Source organism: Streptomyces sp. XY006, assembly GCF_002237655.1.
GTDB classification, from domain to species: Bacteria; Actinomycetota; Actinomycetes; order Streptomycetales; family Streptomycetaceae; genus Streptomyces; species Streptomyces levis.
Window position 1 is genome coordinate 119791 of the sequence record NZ_NOKT01000023.1, and the last position, 19846, is coordinate 139636.

Consider the following 19846-nt stretch of genomic DNA (forward strand, 5'->3'; position numbering starts at 1 on the left):
TCTCAGAACCTCTCCGGGAAGATCAGGGCGAGGACGAGATATCCCAGAAGGGAGACGGCCACGACGAGGCCGACGACGTTCTCGGCGGTCACAGCTTGGTCACCCCCTTGGCGACGAGGGCCACCAGCGCGAATACCGCGATCGTGGTGACGACGAAGGCCAGATCGGCCATCGCGAACTCCTGGAGTGAGGTTCGGTTGAAACGGACGATTCGAGGAAAGCGCATCCGTGGCCGGATCAGACCGGTCGTTGACGCCTCCCTTACGGCCGGGCCCACGACTTTGACGGAACCCTGACGGCACCCGGTCCGCACGGGTGAGCAGCTCGCCGTGGCGGAAGGCCCGTCCGGCCTCACGGCAGCCGGAAACGGAGACGGCAGATCACCGCGTCCGTCTCCCTCCGCACGGCGTGCGCGACGACCGCGCCCCGCTGGTTCTGCAGCAACCGCTGCCACAGCCGCTCCGGCTCCGTCTCCGGGATCAGCACGGTGACCCGCGCGCCGGGCTCGGCGGCACCCACGGCACGGACGTACGCGGCGATGGGACGACCCAGCGAGCGGCGTTCGCAGTCCAGCCGGACCAGCGGCACGCCCGGGTCCCACTCCGCCCAGGCAAGCTCCAGCGCGTACAGGGCGGCACGGTCCTCCGGGTCGGAGTGGCTGACGGTCACCGCGCGGACCTCGTCGCCGAGGGAGGTCGCGGCGGTCAGCGCCTCGGAGGTCAGTCGGGAGATCGAGGAGACCGGCACGATCACGACCGAGCGGTCGCGGTGCGGGACGTCGGGGATCCGGCCCAGACCGAGGCGCTCGCCGATGCGGGCGTAGGCACGGTGCACGGTCCGGAAGGCCACGACCAGCAGAGGCAGGGTGATCACGATCAGCCAGGCCCCTTCCTCGAACTTGGTCGCGGTGACGACGACGGCCGACACTCCCGTGAGCAGCCCGCCGAAGCCGTTGAGAGCCGCCTTGCCCCGCCAGCCCGGGCCGCGCTGCAGGCGCCAGTGCAGGACCATGCCGGTCTGGGCGATGGTGAAGCCGACGAAGACTCCGATGGCGAACAGCGGCACGAGGGTGTTGGTGTCGCCGCCGGAGAAGACCAGCAGCGCGCAGGAGACCGTGTACAGGGCCAGCACGCCGTGCCGGTGCACCTGGCGGTCCGCCTTGAGAGCGAAGACGTGCGGCAGGTAGTTGTCACGGGCCAGCAGCTTCAGCAGTACCGGAAGGCCACCGAAAGAGGTGTTCGCGGACAGGGCGAGCAGGATCATCGTCGCGAACTGGACCACGTAGAAGGCCCAGTTGTGGCCCAGCGAGGCGTCCGCCAACTGGGCCAGGACGGTGACGCCCTGGACCGGCTGGAGGTGGAACCGGGAGATCAGCACCGAAAGCCCGATCAGCATCACACCGAGGACGGCGCCCAGTGCGACCTCCGCGCGCTGGGCGCGCTTGACGCGGGGAACGCGGAAGGAGGGAACGGCGTTGGCGATGGCCTCGACGCCGGTGAGAGCGGAACAGCCCGAGGCGAACGCCTTCAGCAGGAGCAGGGCGCCCACGGTGGTGGCGTCGTCGGCGAGCGCGGAGGCGTGGCCCGCCGCGGTCGCCGTGCTCACCGGCTCCGACCGGAACAGCCCGACGACGATGAGCGCGAGGATCGACCCGACGAAGACGGCGGTCGGCACGATGAACGCCCTCGCCGACTCCACGATGCCGCGCAGGTTCACCGCCGTGATCAGCACCAGCACAGCGAGGCACAGCCCCAGCCGGTCGTCATAGAGGGCGGGAAAGGCCGAGGTCAGGGCGGCAACACCCGCGGTGACAGCGACGGCTACGTTCAGGACGTAGTCCAGCACCAGCGAGGCGGCGGCCACCAGGCTCGTGCGCGGGCCCAGGTGAGCCTTGGCGACGGCGTAGGAGCCGCCCCCGTCCGGGAAGGCAGCGATCACCTGCCGGTAGGAGGCGACCAGCACCGCCAGCAGCACGGCAATGGCCAGCGTGACCGGCAGGGTGAAGCCCAGGCCGTGCGCGGCGGCGGCCAGTACCAGGACGATCGCCTCGGGCCCGTAGGCCACCGACGCCATGGCGTCCAGGGACAGGGCGGCCAGGCCGGTGAGGGAGGTCAGCCGGTGGCGCTCACCGGTATCGGGCGGTTCCTCTCCGGCGGGTACGGCGTCAGGCTTGGTCGTCACTACGGACATGGGAGAGTGCCCCTTCATTCAATGTTCGGGTGCACCCAGGTTCTGACCTGTACCCGTCGCGTCCGATCGGTCCTTGCGCCTTCTTCGCGTCCGGACAGTGGACTTTGACGGGATGTTGACACGCGGGCGACAAGACGACGGCCGAGCCCTTCGACGCGACTGGCCGGCCGCTCGGGGGCGACCGGGCGTCGGGGCAGGATGCCGTTCGGTATCCGTCAGAGCCGTGTCAAGGCGCGCCAAGCCGCAGTCCCGGCGCACTAGCGTCCGCTCCATGGGACGCCGTGACGATGCACCCGGGGGACAGCTCGACGCACGGGCGAAGGAACCCGGCGGAACTGGTGAAGCGACGAACGACCTCGAACGCGTACAGGAACTGCGGGGCGCGGCCTGCTGCGCCGGACTGCTGCTGGTCTTCCTGCTCCTGCTCGACTGGGGCTCCGGCCTGATCACTCCTTGGCGGGCTCTGCTGTGGTGCGGCCTCGCCGGACTGCTCTACGCCGTGCTGTATCCGCAGCGCGTGTCGGTGGCCGGCAACTGGCTGACCACGCGCGGTCTGGTCCGTGTACACCGGGTCCGGACCGATCTCCTGGTGTCGGTCCGCTGCCTGGACGGGGTCTCCCAGCGTCTCGTGCTGCGGGACTGCCTCGGTGGCCGTGCGGAGATCGACCCCAAGGTTCTGGTGCGCCACCCGCAGCTGTGGCTCCGCCTGGAGCGGGGGGCCCGGAAAGCCGCCGAAGACGGCTCCCTGCTCTGCGGCGCGACCGCGTTGCGGCGCCTCTCGGAACGCGTGCACCGCGAGACAGCCCACGCCGTCTTCAGGGTTTCCGGCCTGGAGTGAGCGTCAGTCCGGTCCGACAGGCCCGGCGGTGTCCAGTGCCCGACCCGTCCGGCCGGCGGATGTCACCGCCACGAGCCGGGCTGGCGCGGGGTCGCCGGGCAGTGGCCGTTGCCAGCGGAGTTCGCCGTCGCACCAGCCGACGGCGTCGGCGTGCCAGGGCGGCTTCCACGGTGACTCCGCACTGCGCATGTCCGGTCCGCCGCGAGGATTCATGCGAACGGACTCGGCCTCCCGGCCCCTGGCTCTGCCGGACGGACGCCTGCTGTGTCTGTACTGGGACTGCGGCCGGCCCTCCATGTGCTGGGGCGTCTGCGCGTCGGCAGGGATTCACTGCGGGCTCAGGTTGCCGTATTGCATCGAGTGCAACACATCTCGCACTGCGCCAACTCGCGGAGCTGCAGCTGACGCCCAGGCTGGCGTCGGCTCGGTGGTTGGTCGGGATGCGCTCCCTCTGCGCCCAGAGCGGAGAAACGCCCGGGAAACAGCCGCTCGCGGACCTCCGGCTCCGCGTCGGAGAAGGCCTGCCCCATCTCGCTGAGCTCGCCGGCAGTGAAGCCGGCGTGGGAGAAGACGTTCGTAAAGACGGCTTCCAGGTCCGACAGGGGCTGCCCGGCCGCGTGCCGGGCGAACCCGTTGAGCATCACGGCCAGCAGGACGTCGGTGGAACTGCTGTGTTCCATCGTGGTCCCCATGCGCGTGCGGACACCCGTACCCTCCAGTGCGCAGCAGATGCGGCCACCAGATCGCGCTTGAACTCATGCTCGTCGCTGACGACGTCACTCATCTTCGAACCTCCCCGAGCCTGGCAGGCGCGTAGGCACGCCTGCGGACGTACACCGTCCGGCCAGCGGCACCTCTGTCCGTACCGGGTCCCGGATCCCGGATCCCGCCGATCCTGACAGGCCGGCAGTCACGTCGCTGACGGCAGAGCAACTTCGGCTCTCGCAGGCTCAGCCCTGTGCGGACAAGGGCGCACGCCCGGCAGCGCCCCACACCGCAGCCAGGGGAATCACTCACAGGCCCGGGAGCACGATGGCCCGTTCAGCACATGGGATGCGTGACTGTGGCGTCGGGGATATCGGCGGCTTTGTAGTGGCTGTAGCTTCCCGTCAGTTTCGCTTTGGTGTTGAAGGTCTTGAAAGTGAACTGGCCGTGGCTCCTTCCGTCGCAGTTGAAGCGGAACGCGTTGGTGGTCACGGTGGGCTCGTCGATCAGCCCGTTGTAGACCAGACCGAAACCACCGCTCTTCACCGGGTTCCCTTGCCCGTCACGGATCTCGAACTGTCCTGAGACGTGGCAGTTCATCTGGCTCCAGCCGATGGCCTGTCCACGCCAGCACTTCGCCTGGAAGGACCCGTGAGGCCCGCCGTAGGTGCCGAGACAGGCCTGCCAACGCGCTGAGGTCCATCGGTCGGAACTGTAGCTGTCCGACTCCGGGGTGCAGGTTTCGTCGGCGGCCTGTCGAGCGGTAGGTGCTACGGAAGCGGAGTTCGAGGGAGCCGCGGCCGTCGTTGCGGCCACCGTCACGCAGACGGCAGCTACAACATGGATCATCGTGGTCGTCTTCACATGCCAGTGAACGATGACCAGAGCGATACGGTCACTCCGAACGCGTCGGCAAACCGGCCCCGCTCTGTCGCGGGCGCACGCACCGTGGTGCAGTCCCGGACGTCACTGCAGCAGGCCGACGGCCATGGCCGTTCCCATGCCCATCGCTGTACCGATGCACTGCGGGACTGCCGCGGAACAACTGCGCTGCGTCAACAGCTCAACTGGCCTCCGACGGCACCGGACGCCTGCGGGCCGGCCAGGGGCGCCGATCCGCCCGTGGCTCCGTCACCCACTCCCCCTGGGGACACCGCCGCCTCCGGTGGTGCTAATGAGAATGCCGCTGGAGCAGACCTGTCCGGGTAGTGGTGGCGGGAACAGCAAGGACGCATACTCGATGATCGTTGTGTGGTACCTCCGCCAGATGAGGTCCCAGCGATGCATCCGAGGGGAGACAGGGAAGGGCGTGGGGTACATGGGTGACGCCGGCCGGCCGGTGATGCCGGAGGTGGTGGACAGTCCCGCTTTGCGGGCGCAGCCGACGGGCAAGGCGGCGCGGTGGCTGTTGCGGCATCAGGTCCAGCCGGTGGGGCCGGCGGCCGGCGAAGCGCATGCTGAGCCGCATGCCTGGTGGAAGGTGATGTGCCTGACCGGAGTCGACTACTTCTCCAGCCTGGCCTATGTACCGGCGATCGCCGCGCTCGCCGCCGGGGCGGTGTCGCCGCTTGCGACGCTGCTGATCGTGGCGCTGACGCTGCTGGGGATGCTGCCGATGTACCGGAAGGTGGCCAAGCAGAGCCCTCACGGGGCGGGGTCGGTGGCGATGCTGGAGGATCTGCTGCCGTTCTGGTGGGGCAAGCTGTTCGTACTGGTCCTGCTCGGGTTCGTGGCCACCTCCTGGATCATCACCATCACTCTGTCCACGGCGGACGCATCCGTCCACGTGGTGGAGAACCCCTTCTTCCCCGCCGCGCTGCACGGTCACGAGGTCGCCCTGACCGTGGCGCTCCTGCTGGTTCTGGGTGGTGTCTTCCTGCTGGGGTTCAGCGAGGCCGTCAGTGTGGCCATCCCGCTGGTCGCCGTGTTCCTGGTGCTGAACGCCGTCGTCATCGCCATCGGCATGGTCCACGTGTTCACCACCGACGGCGCGCTGTCGGCCTGGACCGACGCGCTCGCCGGGGGCGGGGGCGGCTTCGGTGACATTGCCGGCCCGGCATTGCTGGCCTTCCCGCTGCTGGTGCTGGGCCTGTCCGGTTTCGAGACCGGCGTGTCCATGATGCCGCTGATCGCGGCCAAGGGCACCGACGACGAGCAACGCCTGCGTGTGCGGATCCGCAACGCCCGCCGGCTGCTGACCACCGCTGCGGTGATCATGAGCGTCTACCTGCTGTCCGCCAGTTTCGTCACCACCGTGCTCATCCCGCACGACGAGTTCGAGCCGGGCGGCGCGGCCAACGGCCGCGCGCTGGCGTGGCTGGCCCACGAGCACGTCGGAGAAGCGTTCGGCACGGTCTACGACATCAGCACCATCCTCATCCTGTGGTTCGCCGGTGCGTCCGCGATGGCCGGCCTGATCAACATCGTTCCCCGCTACCTTCCCGGCTACGGCATGGCCCCGGAGTGGGGACGCGCGGTGCGCCCGGTCGTCCTCGTCTACACCGCCCTGTGTGTACTGATCACCATCGCGTTCGATGCGGACGTCGATGCCCAGGCCGGTGCCTACGCCACCGGGATCCTGGCCATGATGGTCTCGGGGGCCTTCGCCGTGACCGTCTTCGTCGCCCGCGGCCGCCGGCGCTCGGCCACCGTCGGCTTCGGCCTGCTCACCGCAGTGCTCCTCTACGCTCTGGGCGCCAACATCATCGACAAACCGGACGGCATCGCCATCTCCGGCTTCTTCATCCTCGGCATCGTCATCGTCTCGCTGATCTCCCGCGTCGCGCGCACCACCGAACTGCGCGCCGACCGTCTCGTCTTCGACGAGAGCGCACGCCGGTTCATCGCCGACACCCTCGCCCACGACCAGTCCATCAACATCATCGCCAACCGCCGGCAGTCCGGCGACGAAGCCGAATACGCCGCCAAGGAACGCGAGCAGCGCGGCACCAACCCGGTCCCGGGCCTCGCCGACGTGCTCTTCCTGGAGATCGACGTGGTCGACCCGTCCGACTTCAGTGAGACCCTCACCGTCCACGGCGTCGAAGTCGGCGGCCACCGCATCCTGCGCGCCGAGGCCCCGGCCGCGCCCAACGCCATCGCCGCGATCCTGCTCGCCCTGCGCGATGCCACCGGGGTGCGGCCGCACTGCTACTTCGCCTGGGCCGAGGGAAGCCCGCTCAAGCACATGTTCCGTTACTTCCTCCTCGGCCGGGGCGACACCGCCCCGGTCACCCGCGAGATCATCCGCAGCCACGAACCAGACCCCGACCGCCGCCCCGGCATCCACGTGGGCGGCTGAAACCGTGTGGTGAAGGACTGGGTGCGGATGCTGTGCATGAGGGCAGGAGCCGCCCGGGATGTTCCGGCGGGTCCGAGACCGCCGGCCACCCCACCCCGGCCACCCCTGTGGACACGGATCGGCGACGGCTACGGTTCGACCGTCAGCGGCGCTTGGTCGCGCGGGCGCCGGGCCAAACGCACGGCACGTGGGGCCGCATCGCCCGCTCAGTGGGACTCCCGGTGCTGCTAGCCAGCCGTGCCGGAATCCCGATCGATGGACTCCTGGTAGAGGTCCGCGTAGGTGCGGGATTCCGCGACGAGGCCGTCGCAGAAGGCGGCGACATCGCTGCCGATGAGTTCCAGCACGCCCTTTCCGGCGGCCACGCCTTCTTCGAAGAAGTCGACGATCCCAGGGAGCAGGGGCCCGTCCAGCAGGTCCACCGGTCCGACCTTGAACAGGTACTTCTGCATCTCCTTGTAGACGATCCGGTAGTCGGGCGGGAGTGCATTGACGCGGGCCATGTGGGTCCGCCATTGCTTCTTGCCCTCGATGATGTCCTGGATGCCCATGTCAGCCTCCCAGCCGGTTCAGTTTCCTGGCGACGCTGTCGTTCAGCTGCTCGCGCCACCGGTCGCGGTACGTCCGAGCGCCTTCTCCGCCGGCCAGCGCCCTGCAGAAGCCGGGAATGTCCTCGCCGAGGACCTCTCGGGCGCTCTGCCTCTCGGCCGCCGCATCCTCGAGCAGCGCCAAGGCGGCGTCGAGGAGCGGCATGAGGTTGCGGCCGGTGAAGTCCCCGTGGGGCAGCAGGTGAACCTTGATCTGCTCCCACGCCGCCCGGTGATCGTCCGGAAGGGCTTGCGCGCGGGTGTCGAACGCCTTCCATTCCCGCGCGAGATCGCTGCCGGTGATCTTTTCCCAGAAGTTCATGCCCAGCCCTCCTTGAGCTTGCCGATCCGCGATGACAGGTACTGCCACTTCGTCCAGAACCTCGCCAGCTCTTCGCGTCCGGCGTCGTTGAGCGAGTAGAACTTGCGCGGCGGCCCCATCCCCGATGGCCGTTTCACCACCTGGACGAGGTTGTTCCGCTCCAGCCGCAGCAAGATGGTGTACACCGTCCCCTCCACGACATCGGTGAAGCCGAGCTCGTTCAACTGCCGCGTGATGGCGTAGCCGTAGGTCTCCTCCCTGTCGATGATCTCGAGCACACACCCTTCGAGCGTGCCTTTCAGCATCTCCGTCAGATCGTCCACCGCGGGTCCTCTCCCACAGAGCAGTACTCTGCAACAACGAGTACCACTATACGGTATCACTTAGTAGCTGGCGAGTGCGGCCGGTGGGGCGAGCCGGGGGTGGGGCGGAGCGCACGGTGACGGTCGATGGAGGGGCAGGGGTGACGCCCGGACCAGACCCGGCAGGGTTCGCTGAAACCGTGGAACTCGCCGTACGGCATCGGTTCGCCGGTGCCGTATCCGACGCCGAGGCATGGAGCGCCACCAGCCGACCCGCCCGCGCCGACGGCGGGTCGCTGCCAGCGACGGCGCCCCATGCAGTCACGGCGGCGTCACCCGCGTCCAGGCCGCCACCGGCAGGTGCGGCGGGGTTGCAGCCGAAGGAGAGGTTGCCGCCACCCGTGCCGGTCTGCGCCGCACGCTCTCGGCGTCGAGCTACGACCCGCCACACACCGCCGCAGGCTGCACCGGACCGCGTCCCACTCGGCGCGAGAGGGCCCCTCTGCTTGCTGAGCGGCTCTTCGGGTACAGCGATTACATGGGCGGGACAACCGCTGCGCGGCAGTACATGGGAGAGATGGATTCGTGACCTACCCCAGCGGGCCCGGCGACCCCGACGCGACGGGACCGTGCGACAGCCCGGAAGCTGTCGCACGGGATATCGCTGACGCGGTGGACTGCTTGACGAGTTTGTGGTCATTGGCCGCCCAGGGCGCTCTGGTGCGGTTGTCCCTGCATCAGCTGAGGGCTCTGCGTGCCCTTGAGTCGGCTGCCGAGTTGAACCTCACCGCTCTGGCCGAGCACCTGGAGATAGGGCTCCCCGCCGCCAGCCGCTTGTGTGATCGGCTGGAGGCAGCGGGCCTGCTGGAGCGGGCTTGGCACCCCCGTAAGCGTCGAGAGGTGCGACTTGCCCTGTCGGTGCAAGGCCGGCACGTTCTCGAAGATGTGGCGGCGCGGCGGTCGCGGGCTCTCGCAGAGGTTCTGGCCGGGATGAAAGCGTCTGAACTCGCACTTCTCAGCAGGGGCATGAAGGCGTTCCTCACGGGCCATGAGCTCGCGCGACGCAATGGCGTGTGGGGAGGAACGCCCTCCTCGTGACAAGCCCGCAAGCCGAAGCACACCGTACAGCGGGTCAGCCACCTGCGATGCCTACCGGTCTGCGACCGGGGTGGTCAGCCTCGGAGCACGGCGCGGCCTTACCGCTCGGGCAGCGGGTGGCGTGCAGCCTCGCCCTCGCGGCCCTTCCAGTCGAGGCAGACCACCGCGGCATCCGCTGGGAGGTCTTTGCTGCCGAAGTGCGTGATCAGGCCGGCCACCACGGAGCGTGCGGCTTCGTGCGGAGGCGCCGGCCGTGTGGCGCTGAGCGTCTGGCGCAGGGCGCGTTCGCCGAACAGGCCTCCGTCGGCGGAGCGAGTGTCGTGCACGCCGGTGCTGACCACGACAAGGCGGTCGCCTGGCTCTATCCGGAATGTCTGTTCTTCGTAGAGGGTCTCTTCGAACATGCCGAGAGGGAGCTGAGCATCCAGGGTGATCTGTTCGATGGTCGAGCCGCGCTGACGATAGAGCTGGGGGGATCCCGCGTCGACGGCGTGCACGGTGCCGGTGTCGAGGGCGAAATGCAGCAGCAGTGTGGAGGCGTAGACCTTGCCGGCGTACTGGGCGTGGACGGCCTGGTCGGCCAGGCACGCCTGGTCGGCGAGGCTCAGGCCGGCGCGGCGGGCGTTGCGCAGGGCGCCGACGGCCAGGCTGGTGAGGAGGGAGGCGTCGATGCCCTGGCCCATGCCGTCGGTGACGGTAAGGGTGAGGTGGTCTGCGCTGGTGGACCAGTCGAAGTTGTCCCCCCCGATGGCGTAGGCGGGCTCGAGGTGGGCTCCGACTACGTACTCCTGACGGGCGCAGCCGCGACCTGGGAGCAGTTGCCACTGCATCTCTGCCGCGAGGGTGAGGCGGCGGGTGCGGCGGGCCTGCAGGTAGAGGTCGGTGTCGCGGCCCGCGGTGGCGACCTCGTGGGCGAGCGCCGTGGCGAAGTCGCCGAGCTGGAGCACCATGGCGGGGTCGACGGCGTTGGTGGGCATGCCGACGCAGAGCACTCCCAGCCGGTCGCCTCGCACGGTGAGGGGCAGGTACACGGTTTGGCGGGCCGGGTCGCGAGTGACTTCGACGACCGGCATCTGGCTGACGAAGGCACGCCCGGCCGGACCGTCGTGGGCCGGCACCGGGTCGCCGGTGTGGGGCAGGTGGGCAACCGGCTGCAGGACGGACAGGCTGTAGTCGGCCAGCAGCAAGGTCACTTCCTGGGCACGGAGCCTGTCGGCCAGCAGGCGGTGGGCCGTGGCGACCAGCAGATGGGGCGGAGCGGCACGGAGCAGACTCTCCGCGGATGCGACTGGTTCTGGAGTGTTCATGGTTTCCGCCTCCCCGCCGGTGGTACCCACGCTAGCGCGGTCCGGCCCGGCGGTGGATCGATCGAAGGGCACAAAGGGCACAGGTTGCCGTCCGGGTGTTCCGGTCCCTGCGCAGGGGCGCAGGTGTCAGGTCCTGGCGCACAACAGCAGGCAGATGTCGTCCTCCCGTCCGGAGTCGTGCAGCAGCGGTTTCAACAGTGCTTCGGCCGCCGCGTCCGGATCACTTTCCAGTTCGGTCCGGCTCAGCGCGGCCAGGGCCTGGCCGAGCCGGTGGATGCCCGGGTCGATGCCGTGGGTGCGGCGCTCGACCAGTCCGTCCGTGTACAGGGCCAGGGCCGAGCCCGGCGGGAGGACGGCGGTGTGGTCCCGGTGCTCGTAAGGCAGAGGGACGCCCAGCATGGCGCCGGGTTTGTCGTCCAGGGCCCGGACTTCGCCGGCTGGATCGCGCACCAGGGCGGGAGGATGCCCGGCGGAGGCCCACAGGACATTGGGATCGCCGGGGCGGAAGGAGGCGATCACCGCGGTGGCGTACAGGTCGTGCTCCTGGGTGCGCACCAGGCGGTGCAACCGGGTGAGGATGCCGGCCGGGGTGTCGCTTTCGATGGCGTAGGCGCGGAGCGCGGTGCGGAGTTGTCCCATGACCAGGGCCGCGCGCAGGCCGTGTCCGGAGACGTCTCCGACGGCGGTGATGAGGCTGCCGTCGGGTTGCAGGAAGGCGTCGTACCAGTCGCCGCCGATGTTGAGGCCGCGGGTGGCGGGCAGGTAGCGGGCTGCCAGGAGAACATCAGGGGTGGCGGGCAGGTCGGTGAGCTGAGCCCGCTGGAGTGCTTCCGCTGTGTCGCGGTGCCGTTCGTAGCGGCGGGCGTTGTCCAGGGCGATGCCGGTGCGACGGGCCAGCTCGATCAGCACGATCGCCTCGTCGGGGTCGAATCGGGTGCCGGGTGCGGTGAGGGTCAGCACCCCCAGCAGGCCGCGGCCGATGAGTGGCACGCACAGCACCGGATGGTCGCGGTCCGACGCTGAGGACGGCAGGTCATCGACGCCGGGCAAATTGCCGGGGTGTGCGGCGGCGTGCTGCGGCCGGCCGGTGCGCGCCGCCCCCACGGCAGCGGCCGGCCGGTGCGCGTGGTGTACGCCGCGCTCGTCGTCGAAGAGCCAGACGTCGGTGTGACGGGCGTGACGGGGGACGAGGAGGCCCGGCAGGCGGCGCATGATCTCCTCATGATGGAGAGAGGTGGTCACGGCGTCGCTGGCGTCGGCGAGGAAGGTCAGCAGGCGCCGGGCGTTGTCGGCCTGTGCCCGCGCCGTCTGTTCGGCTGCCAGCAGGTCGCGCTGGCTGTGATCGGCGGCGTCCAGTTCGGCGTGCAGGGCCAGGACGCCCTGGTTGGTGCGGTGGAGCTCGTCGCGGTGGGAGCGGACCAGTTCGTGCTGTGCGTCCAGGCGGTCGAGGAGCTCGGCGGTGTCCTCGTCCGCGGCCAGGATGCCCTCGGCGACAGCCGCGGTGTCGAGGTGCGCCGGCGCCGCGGCGGTTGCCGTCGCGCATTCGAGGGCGGGGACGGAAAGTTGCCAGATGCGCTGACCGCTCGGTGCAGCGTGGGCTGGGCGAACCGTGGCTTCGACGCGGCTGTGCCCGTCGGTCCCGGGGTGCGTGCGCAGCCGCAGTTCCCAGGTTCCGCCATGCTCAAGACACTGCCGCAGTGTGCTGGTGACCGTGGTCAGGAAGCAGGCGCGATCGACGAGGGGAACACCGCAGGCAGTGGTGAGACGGGCTGCCGCGATGCGGGCGTGGGCCGCGTCAGTGGCCGAGACGATCGTCCACTTGTCAGGAGTGCGGGTCATGGGTGCCTACCCGACGCTCGGGGGCCGGCAGAGCCGCACGGGTGTCGTGACGCAGGAAGCGGGTGGCGCCGCCGGCGTCCCGCATGGTGGCCGCGGCCACACGCGCGAGCCCGCGCCGGGATGGTGCGGTGTCGTGGGCCGGTGCCCAGCGGCCGTGCAGCCCGCTGTGGCGGATGCGGTGGGGGCCGAGGCGGGTTCGGGTGCCGGCGGACTTTGGGGCCAGGCGCACATCGTGCACGGGTACGGAGTCGTACACGGCGGTATGTCCCCGGCCCCGCTCATCCGTGTTCCGGGCGGGGATGGGGCATGGGGGTGGCCAAGGCGGTGACGGTGACGGTGGTGCCCTGGCCGGGTTGACTTTCGATGCTGAAGTCCTGGACAAGGCGCTTGGCCCCGCTCAGGCCCATGCCTAGGCCGTTTCCGGTGGTGAAGCCGTCAGTCATCGCCTGTTCGATGTCGCGGATGCCGGGACCGGAGTCGGTGAACGTCAGGCGCAGCCCACCGTGCAGGACGGTCATGTCCAGTTGCCCGCCTCCTCCGTGGATGAGGGTGTTGCGGGCCAGTTCGCTGGCGGCGGTGATGAGCTTGGTCTGCTGTACCAGGCTGAAGCCGCTGTCGGTTGCAGTCTGGCGCACCTTCTGCCGCACCCATGCCAGATCGGCGTCCGAGCCGATCGGCAGCCTGGTGGTCGCCGTGTCAGCAGAGGTCTGCATGGTGCGCCCTCCCGGGATGAGGCGGCGAGCCGGTAGGAGGGCTGTGGCTGAGCAGCGCCAGGGCCCGCCCCACGTCCAGGGCGGTGCGCAGACCGGGCAGGGTCAGACCCAGTTCGGCCAGGGTGATCGCGACCGCGGGGCGCATGCCGGCCAGGACGGTGCGGGCCGCCATCAGGCGGGCGCTGGAAGCGATCTCGGCCAGCACGCGGCCCAGGTAGGAGTCCACGATGTCCACGCCGGTTATGTCGATCACGACGCCCGTCACCGGGCCGGCGGCGATGCGGCTGACGATGTCGTCCTGCAGTTGCCCGGCGACGGCGTCCTGCAGCTCCCCCTGCAGGGTGACCAGGAGGGTCTGTCCGAGCATCAGCACGGGTACCCGGGGCGTATGGTCCTGCTCCCGGGAGGTCACGGCGCCAGACTCGCGGCCGGTGTGCCGGGCGGGACGGCGCTGCCCTGCCGGCGCAGCGCGTGGGCCAGGGCGTCGGCGAGTGAAGACCGGGTCACGACGTTGCCGAGGTCGATGCCCAGGTGGACGATGGTCTGCGCGATCGCGGGCCGGATTCCGGAGACGATGCACTCGGCGCCCATCAGCCGGGCAGCGGCCACCGTCTTCATCAGGTGCTGGGCGACCAGCGAGTCGACCGTGGGCACACCGGTGATGTCGAGGATGGCGTACCGGGCGCGCTCGGCGACGACGGCGTCCAGCAGGGACTCCATGACGACCTGGCTGCGGGCGCTGTCCAGGGTGCCGATCAGCGGGACCGCGACGATGCCTTCCCAGAGTTTGATGACCGGAGTGGCCACTTCCAGCAGCTGCTGGCGCTGGCGTTCGATGAGTTCCTGGCCCTGGCTGAGGGTGGTCTCCATCACCACCAGGCGCAGCGTACCCATCAGCACGGTGAGAGCCAGCACGCAGTCCTGCGCCTGGCCGCCGGCCGGATCGTCGAACTCGCCCCGCAGCAGCGTGACGGCAGGCCGGCTCAGATCCGCCACCTCTCCCGCCACCTGCGCCGGAGTGGAGCCGGTGCGGGCCCGGGTGGCGGCCATGCGGCCCAGTTGCTCGCGCACCGCGTGGAACCCGGGGGCCGTGATGTCGTCCGGCCGGCCGGTGGCGGCCACCTCGGCCAGGGCTTCGACCACGGCCTTGCACGCTTCCACCGCTTCGTCCCGGGACACGGTGAACACGGTGCGGAACAAGGCAGCGTCAGCCCAGCGCTGGGCGATCTGCTCTGCCCTGGACCGGAGGAATTCGCCCACCTTGCGCGCGGCCGGCCCTGCGGCCGGGTCCTGCTCCGACACCTGCATCTTCTCCTCGTACACGAACCTGACGGCCTGCCCACTCGGGCGACATCAAGCAATTGTTGTCATGCGGCAAACATTAGCGCCGGGTACGCGCCGCGAACAATGGCCGAACGCACGGGAAGACCCCGGCAGCCCTGTGGAAGGGACCCGGAAGGGGGTATCAGCGGCCGTGCCAGTCGAGGCACACCACCAGGGCGTCGTCCTCCGGGGCGGGCCGGCCGCGGTGGCCGGTCAGTTCACGCAGGATGGCCCGGGGCACCTCGGCGGCCGGGAGCAGCCGGGTCGACTGGATCGCCCGGTTCAAGGCGGCCTCGCCGTAGGCCTCACCTCGCGGCGAGGCAACGGCGTACACACCGTCGCTGACGAAGACCAGACGGTCCCCGGGCTCGACCCGGAACTCCTGGGCGACGTAGTCGGTCTCCTCGAACATGCCCAGCGGCAACTGCGCTTCGAAGGAGACCCTTTCCACGATGCCACCGCGCAGGCGCAGCAGCTGGGGCGAGCCGGCGTCCACCACCGAGGCGCGCCCGGTGGCCAGGTCGAAGTCGAACATGAGCACCGACAGGTAACAGCGGCCCCGGTAGTGCGCGTACACCGCCTGGTCGGCCAGTGCCGCTTGGTCGTCGATGGAGATGCCGGCGCGGCGGGCGTTACGCAGGGCGTTGATGGCCAGGTTGGTCAGCAGGGAGGCCTCTATACCCTCTCCCATGCCGTTGGTCACGTAGAGCATGAGCCGGTCGGCCGTCGCGGACCAGTCGAAGTTGTCACCGAAGATCGCATACGCCGGTTCCAGCTGCGCACCCAGCTCGTACTCGGGGCTGGAGCAGGAGCGGCCGGGCAGCAGCTGCCACTGCATCTCGGCGGCCAGGGTCAGGCGGTCCTTGCGCCGGGCCTGCAGGTAGAGGTCGGTGTCCCGCTCGGCCACGACCAGCTCGTGGGCCAGCACCTCGGCGATGTCGGTCAGCTCCACCAGGGAAGCGTCCACTTGGTCGCGGAGCAGCGATACCGACAGCACGCCCAGGCGATCCCCTCGTACGCTCACGGGCAGGTGAGCGCGCGCCGAGGCACGGCTCGACAGGGCTTCGACGTATGGCGCCTGGGAGGCGAAGGCACGACCGGCTGGGCTGTTGTGGATCGACACCGGTTCCAAGGTGTGCGGGAGTACCGACACGGGTTGCAGCACCGTCAGCCCGTAGTCCGCCATGAACAGCTCGACGGTCTCGGCCTCGTACTGCTCGGTGAGGACGCCGCGCACGGCGGTGAGCAATTCATGGGGCGCCGCTGTACGCAGTGCACGCTCAGCGGCCACATATCTGTTCACGATGGTCGATACACCAATCTGTCGCCGGATGGCCACAGCGGTCGCCCGTACGGCGTAGGCGCCCGATCGGCTGTGCCGGTGTTCCAAGTCATCTCTAACCGTTGCGTGCGCCGAGTACGCTGGCGTCCTTTCCAGTGCCTGCGAGAGTGTGATCGTGACTGCCTTCCACCCCCGCCGAAAGCCGAACGAGGTCGCCCGTGTGACTGCCACGGCCGCGGAGCTGCTGGAAGTCCTGTGGGGCCGAGCCTCGACCGCGCCGGCATCCGTATCCCAGATGCGCGTGCTGCTCATCCTCGAGCACCACGAACACATCAACCTGCGCACCCTGGCCACCCTTCTCGCCTCCACACCGCCCTCGACCAGCCGGCTGTGCGACAGGCTCCACGCCGCGGGGCTGGTCGAACGCGAGGTCAGCCCGACGGACAGACGCGAAGTTCGCCTGCGCCTCAGCAGCCGGGGCCGGGCCCTCCTCGCGGACCTGCGAGAGCGCAGGGAGCGGACAGTCCAGGACGTCCTGGACCGGATGTCCCCGGCCGACCGGCACGCGCTGCTGCACGGCCTGGAGGCATTCTGCGCGGTGGTGCGGACCCAGATACACGAGAACACCGAGGAAAGCGGCAGCCAGACCGCCTGAGCAGCACGGCGCAGCAACCGACCTCCCCCACCGATTCCTGCGAGCCACGCACAGACGGAGCGTGCTCCGCGAACCATGGCCGTCCCACCCGGCACACTTCTGACACGCTCACTTTGTTGCCTCATGACCACAGTTGTCAAATGACAACTGTTTCTCGCATGCACCCGCGGAATCCGGCTGAGCTGCGGTTACCGGCGGCCATACCCCAGCCACTCCCCGACGTCCGGCGCGCAAGGGCCACAGCAGAGGCCGCCACCAGGTGCGCCTCGACCTCGCCCCGCCGCTCACGCAAGGCACGCGCATGCGGCGCGGCCGTAGGGCACGGACACTCCCGGGCCGTGCGGAACTGCTGATTTCTCTATACCCCACCGGGTACCCGCACGGGGCCAGGGGATGCCTGGAGCAGGGCGCTTCAACGCGATGGAATACCCCCCTGGGTATAGCTGTTAGGGTGAGTGCCGTATACCCCCCGGGGTAAATCATCCGAGAGGAGTCGTGAGCCGTGTTCTTCGTCGACACCCTGGAGTTCGAGGGCCTGGGCAACCGCAGTTACCTGGCCGGTGGCCCCAGTGTGGCGGTGGTCATCGACCCGCCGCGCGACATCGATCAAGTCATCGCCGCAGCCGCCCGGCGCAGGGTGCGCATCGCGTACGTCGCCGAGACCCACGTGCACAACGACTACGTCACCGGCGGCCTGGAGCTGGCCCGAGTCACCGGCGCCCAATACTTGGTGCCGGCCGGGGCGCACGTGGCGTTCGCCCGCACCCCCGTCGCCGACGGCGACACCGTGACGGTCGACGAGGGGCTGGTACTGCGCGCGATCGCCACCCCCGGGCACACCCCGCACCACACCTCCTACGCCCTCGCGGAGGAAGGGCGTGGTGTGGCGGCGTTCACCGGAGGGTCGCTGCTCATCGGGACCGTGGGCCGTCCCGATCTGGTCGAGCCGCGGCTGACCGAGCGACTGGCCCGGGCCCAGCACGCCTCCGCCCACCGTCTGGCAGATGAGCTGGACGACGAGGTGCCGGTGCTGCCCACCCACGGGTTCGGCAGCTTCTGCTCCTCCTCCCCGGCCGAGGGGGACGCGACCACGATCGGCAAGGAGCGCGAGACCAACGACGCGCTGACCCTGGATGTGGACACCTTCGTCGCCCAGGTGCTCGCCGGGCTGGACGACGTGCCCGCCTACTACGCGCACATGGGCCCGGCCAACGCCGCGGGCCCGGCACCCGTCGACCTCACCCCGCCCAGGCGTGCGGACGCCGATGAGATCGCCTTGCGGCTGGCCGCGGGCGAGTGGGTGGTGGACCTGCGCAGCCGCACGGCCTTCGCCGAGGGGCACGTGGCCGGGTCGTTCAACTTCGAGGGCGAGGGCAAGCTCGCCACCTACCTGGCCTGGCTGATCCCGTGGGGCAAGCCCGTCACCCTGCTCGCCGACGCCCCGGAGCAGATCGCCGCCGCGCAGCGGGAGCTGGCGCGGGTGGGCATCGACCGCCCGGCGGCCGCCGCCACCGGCGACCCGGCCGGCTGGGTCCGCGAGGGCGAGCAGCTCGCCTCCTTCCCCCGCGCCCGCTTCGCCGACCTCGCCGATGTCCGTGAGCGCGGCGACGACGTGGTCGTGCTGGACGTGCGCCGAGGCTCGGAGCGTGCCGGCGGTTTCATCCACGGCTCGGTCCACATCCCGATCCACGAACTGCACGGCCGCACCGGCGAGGTGCCGGAGGGGACGGTGTGGGTGCACTGCGCCGGCGGGATGCGCGCGGCGATCGCCGCCTCCCTGCTGGATGCCGCGGGCCGCGACGTGGTCGCCGTCGACGACGGCTTCGACGCCGCCACCGAGGCGGGACTGACCCTCACTCGCGGCGAGGGCACCGGCTGACCCTCCCTTCCGCACCACCCGCACGAAAGTGATCATCTGATGTTGTCGCTTCTTCGCCGCGGCCCCGGCCGCCTCACACCCCAGCTGGCCCACCAGCAGGCCGGCGACGGCACCGCCGTCCTGCTGGACGTCCGCGAGACACCGGAGTGGAACGCCGGGCACGCGCCCGGCGCGCTGCACCTGCCCCTGTCCCGCCTGATGGCCGGGGCGCCGCTCCCGGCGGCCGCGCAGGGCAAGCCGGTGGTCGCGATCTGCCGCTCCGGCCACCGCTCCCAGCAGGCGGCCAAACTGCTGGCCGGACGCGGCGTCCAGGCCACGGACGTCACCGGCGGCATGACCGCCTGGGCACGTGAGGGCCTGCCGGTCATCGGTCCGGGCGGCTGCGGCGGTGTCATAGCGTGAGTGCGCTGATCCTGGCCCTGATCGCGGGGGCGGTGGTCGGGCTCGCGCTCGGCGCGCTCGGCGGGGGCGGCAGCGTCCTTGCCGTCCCGGCGCTGATCTATCTGCTCGGCTTCACCCCGGCCGCCGCCACCACCGCCGGCCTGATCATCGTCACCGCCACCTCCGTCACCGCCCTGTACGCCCACGCCCGCACCGGCAACGTCCGCTGGAAAGCCGGCGCCCTGTTCGCCGCGGCCGGGCTCCTGCCCGCAGCCGCGGCCGGAGCCGCAGCGGCCCGCCTGCCCCAGCCCGTGCTGACCGCCGCGTTCGCCGCCATCGCGGCACTCGCCGCTGTCAGGATGCTGCGCCCCAACCGCACCGACACCGGCCCTGCGACCGGCCAGGCACGGCCCGCCCGGGCTGCCGGCACCGGCGCCGGGCTGGGCGCGCTGACCGGACTGCTCGGCGTCGGCGGAGGCTTCCTCGCCGTCCCGGCCCTGGTCACCGTGCTGGCCTTCGAGATGCAGGCCGCCGTCGGCACCAGCCTGCTGGTCATCTCCGCGAACTCCCTGGCCTCCCTCGCCACCCGCGGCGCCACCACCGCCGGCGTCGACTGGGCGGTGATCGGCCCCTTCACCGGGGCGGCGATCCTGGGCGCCTGGGACGGCAAACGCCTGGCCGCCAAGGTCACCGGCACCCTGCTGCAGCGCACCTTCGCCATGGTGCTGCTGGCCGTGGCGGCCTTCATGCTCATCGACGCCCTCACCTGAGAAATCAGAGGAATAAGACGGATGACCGGACGCCGCGGCACCACCGCTAGGCCAGGGAAAGGAACAGCTTCTCCAGCCGGGTACGCATCGCCTCCCGGTCGCCGGAGGCGGCCATGTCCGCATCGGTCAGACAGTGCTGCAGACCGGTGGCGATGATCGCAAAACCCGCCTTGTCCAAAGCCCGGGACGCCGCGGCGAGCTGGGTCACGACGTCCTCGCAGTCCCGCCCCTCCTCGATCATCTTGATCACACCAGCGATCTGCCCCTGCGCCCGGCGCAGCCGGTTGACCACCGTCTTCAGCTCCTCAGCCGCCATCGCCAGTTCCACAACCCACACTCCTTCGAGATACCCCC

At 70.2% G+C, this 19846-nt stretch carries 22 protein-coding genes; 7 read left to right on the forward strand and 15 right to left on the reverse strand.

Going from position 1 to position 19846, the window contains the following annotated elements; translation table 11 throughout:
* Window positions 1-2 precede the first annotated feature (2 nt).
* From kdpF to CHR28_RS25765, 3 genes are all read right to left on the reverse strand, one after another.
* On the reverse strand, window positions 3-92 hold the full coding sequence (gene kdpF, locus CHR28_RS25760) for a K(+)-transporting ATPase subunit F (protein WP_037672136.1): 90 nt from the start codon (window positions 90-92) through the stop codon (window positions 3-5).
* On the reverse strand, window positions 89-226 hold the full coding sequence (locus tag CHR28_RS37865) for a hypothetical protein (protein WP_179272558.1): 138 nt from the start codon (window positions 224-226) through the stop codon (window positions 89-91). Before CHR28_RS37865 ends, kdpF begins: the two co-directional genes overlap by 4 nt.
* Before the next feature lie 125 nt (window positions 227-351).
* A complete protein-coding gene (locus CHR28_RS25765; protein WP_094056066.1) occupies window positions 352-2190 on the reverse strand; it encodes an APC family permease in 1839 nt (612 codons plus the stop codon).
* Window positions 2191-2461: 271 nt separating this feature from the next.
* On the opposite strand from CHR28_RS25765, the gene CHR28_RS25770 reads away from it, so the two are divergent.
* On the forward strand, window positions 2462-3028 hold the full coding sequence (locus CHR28_RS25770; protein ID WP_256984401.1) for a hypothetical protein: 567 nt from the start codon (window positions 2462-2464) through the stop codon (window positions 3026-3028).
* 338 nt (window positions 3029-3366) lie between these two features.
* Here CHR28_RS25770 and CHR28_RS25775 read toward each other — a convergent pair whose 3' ends face one another.
* Window positions 3367-3708, reverse strand: coding sequence for a hypothetical protein (locus tag CHR28_RS25775; RefSeq protein WP_143655894.1), 342 nt, complete (start codon window positions 3706-3708; stop codon window positions 3367-3369).
* A 361-nt stretch (window positions 3709-4069) separates the two neighbouring features.
* The gene (locus CHR28_RS37540; RefSeq protein ID WP_143655896.1) at window positions 4070-4597 is read right to left on the reverse strand and encodes a hypothetical protein; all 528 of its coding nucleotides are present in this window, start codon (window positions 4595-4597) and stop codon (window positions 4070-4072) included.
* 454 nt (window positions 4598-5051) lie between these two features.
* Here CHR28_RS37540 and CHR28_RS25785 point away from each other — a divergent pair, with 454 nt between their 5' ends.
* On the forward strand, window positions 5052-7034 hold the full coding sequence (locus CHR28_RS25785) for an amino acid transporter (RefSeq protein ID WP_094056099.1): 1983 nt from the start codon (window positions 5052-5054) through the stop codon (window positions 7032-7034).
* A 227-nt stretch (window positions 7035-7261) separates the two neighbouring features.
* Here CHR28_RS25785 and CHR28_RS25790 read toward each other — a convergent pair whose 3' ends face one another.
* The 3 genes from CHR28_RS25790 to CHR28_RS25800 are packed head-to-tail and all read right to left on the reverse strand — an operon-like array spanning window position 7262 to window position 8266.
* On the reverse strand, window positions 7262-7585 hold the full coding sequence (locus CHR28_RS25790) for a DUF1048 domain-containing protein (RefSeq protein WP_094056069.1): 324 nt from the start codon (window positions 7583-7585) through the stop codon (window positions 7262-7264).
* A 1-nt stretch (window position 7586) separates the two neighbouring features.
* Window positions 7587-7943: a DUF1048 domain-containing protein gene (locus CHR28_RS25795; protein WP_094056070.1), complete on the reverse strand. Its 357-nt coding sequence runs from the start codon at window positions 7941-7943 to the stop codon at window positions 7587-7589.
* Window positions 7940-8266: a PadR family transcriptional regulator gene (locus CHR28_RS25800; RefSeq protein ID WP_094056071.1), complete on the reverse strand. Its 327-nt coding sequence runs from the start codon at window positions 8264-8266 to the stop codon at window positions 7940-7942. The genes CHR28_RS25795 and CHR28_RS25800 overlap by 4 nt, the downstream gene beginning before the upstream one ends.
* A gap of 699 nt (window positions 8267-8965) precedes the next feature.
* Between CHR28_RS25800 and CHR28_RS25805 the strand changes: the two genes are divergently transcribed.
* Window positions 8966-9343 carry a MarR family transcriptional regulator gene (locus tag CHR28_RS25805; RefSeq protein ID WP_306437577.1) on the forward strand — a complete coding sequence of 126 codons (378 nt, stop codon included), beginning with the start codon at window positions 8966-8968 and terminating at the stop codon, window positions 9341-9343.
* Between the two features lie 98 nt (window positions 9344-9441).
* Here CHR28_RS25805 and CHR28_RS25810 read toward each other — a convergent pair whose 3' ends face one another.
* The 6 genes from CHR28_RS25810 to CHR28_RS25840 all read right to left on the reverse strand — a co-directional run bounded on the left by CHR28_RS25810 (window position 9442) and on the right by CHR28_RS25840 (window position 15816).
* Window positions 9442-10650, reverse strand: a complete 1209-nt coding sequence (locus CHR28_RS25810) for a PP2C family protein-serine/threonine phosphatase (RefSeq protein WP_094056073.1) — start codon at window positions 10648-10650, stop codon at window positions 9442-9444.
* 126 nt (window positions 10651-10776) lie between these two features.
* Window positions 10777-12489 (reverse strand): PP2C family protein-serine/threonine phosphatase, encoded by a 1713-nt coding sequence (locus tag CHR28_RS25815; protein ID WP_094056074.1) that lies wholly within the window; start codon window positions 12487-12489, stop codon window positions 10777-10779.
* Window positions 12490-12767: 278 nt separating this feature from the next.
* A complete protein-coding gene (locus tag CHR28_RS25825; RefSeq protein ID WP_094056076.1) occupies window positions 12768-13202 on the reverse strand; it encodes an anti-sigma regulatory factor in 435 nt (144 codons plus the stop codon).
* Entirely contained in the window at window positions 13186-13569 is a 384-nt protein-coding gene (locus CHR28_RS25830) for an STAS domain-containing protein (protein ID WP_094056100.1), read from the reverse strand. The genes CHR28_RS25825 and CHR28_RS25830 overlap by 17 nt, the downstream gene beginning before the upstream one ends.
* A gap of 41 nt (window positions 13570-13610) precedes the next feature.
* The gene (locus tag CHR28_RS25835) at window positions 13611-14510 is read right to left on the reverse strand and encodes an STAS domain-containing protein (RefSeq protein WP_094056101.1); all 900 of its coding nucleotides are present in this window, start codon (window positions 14508-14510) and stop codon (window positions 13611-13613) included.
* 157 nt (window positions 14511-14667) lie between these two features.
* Window positions 14668-15816, reverse strand: coding sequence for a PP2C family protein-serine/threonine phosphatase (locus CHR28_RS25840; protein ID WP_256984402.1), 1149 nt, complete (start codon window positions 15814-15816; stop codon window positions 14668-14670).
* Between the two features lie 211 nt (window positions 15817-16027).
* Here CHR28_RS25840 and CHR28_RS25845 point away from each other — a divergent pair, with 211 nt between their 5' ends.
* The 4 genes from CHR28_RS25845 to CHR28_RS25860 all read left to right on the forward strand — a co-directional run bounded on the left by CHR28_RS25845 (window position 16028) and on the right by CHR28_RS25860 (window position 19492).
* Window positions 16028-16462 carry a MarR family winged helix-turn-helix transcriptional regulator gene (locus tag CHR28_RS25845; RefSeq protein WP_094056078.1) on the forward strand — a complete coding sequence of 145 codons (435 nt, stop codon included), beginning with the start codon at window positions 16028-16030 and terminating at the stop codon, window positions 16460-16462.
* A gap of 502 nt (window positions 16463-16964) precedes the next feature.
* On the forward strand, window positions 16965-18341 hold the full coding sequence (locus tag CHR28_RS25850; protein WP_094056079.1) for an MBL fold metallo-hydrolase: 1377 nt from the start codon (window positions 16965-16967) through the stop codon (window positions 18339-18341).
* Between the two features lie 39 nt (window positions 18342-18380).
* A complete protein-coding gene (locus CHR28_RS25855; protein WP_179272559.1) occupies window positions 18381-18743 on the forward strand; it encodes a rhodanese-like domain-containing protein in 363 nt (120 codons plus the stop codon).
* The gene (locus CHR28_RS25860) at window positions 18740-19492 is read left to right on the forward strand and encodes a sulfite exporter TauE/SafE family protein (protein ID WP_094056080.1); all 753 of its coding nucleotides are present in this window, start codon (window positions 18740-18742) and stop codon (window positions 19490-19492) included. Before CHR28_RS25855 ends, CHR28_RS25860 begins: the two co-directional genes overlap by 4 nt.
* Window positions 19493-19538: 46 nt before the next feature.
* Here CHR28_RS25860 and CHR28_RS25865 read toward each other — a convergent pair whose 3' ends face one another.
* A complete protein-coding gene (locus CHR28_RS25865) occupies window positions 19539-19820 on the reverse strand; it encodes a metal-sensitive transcriptional regulator (RefSeq protein WP_094056081.1) in 282 nt (93 codons plus the stop codon).
* Between the last annotated feature and the right edge of the window lie 26 nt (window positions 19821-19846).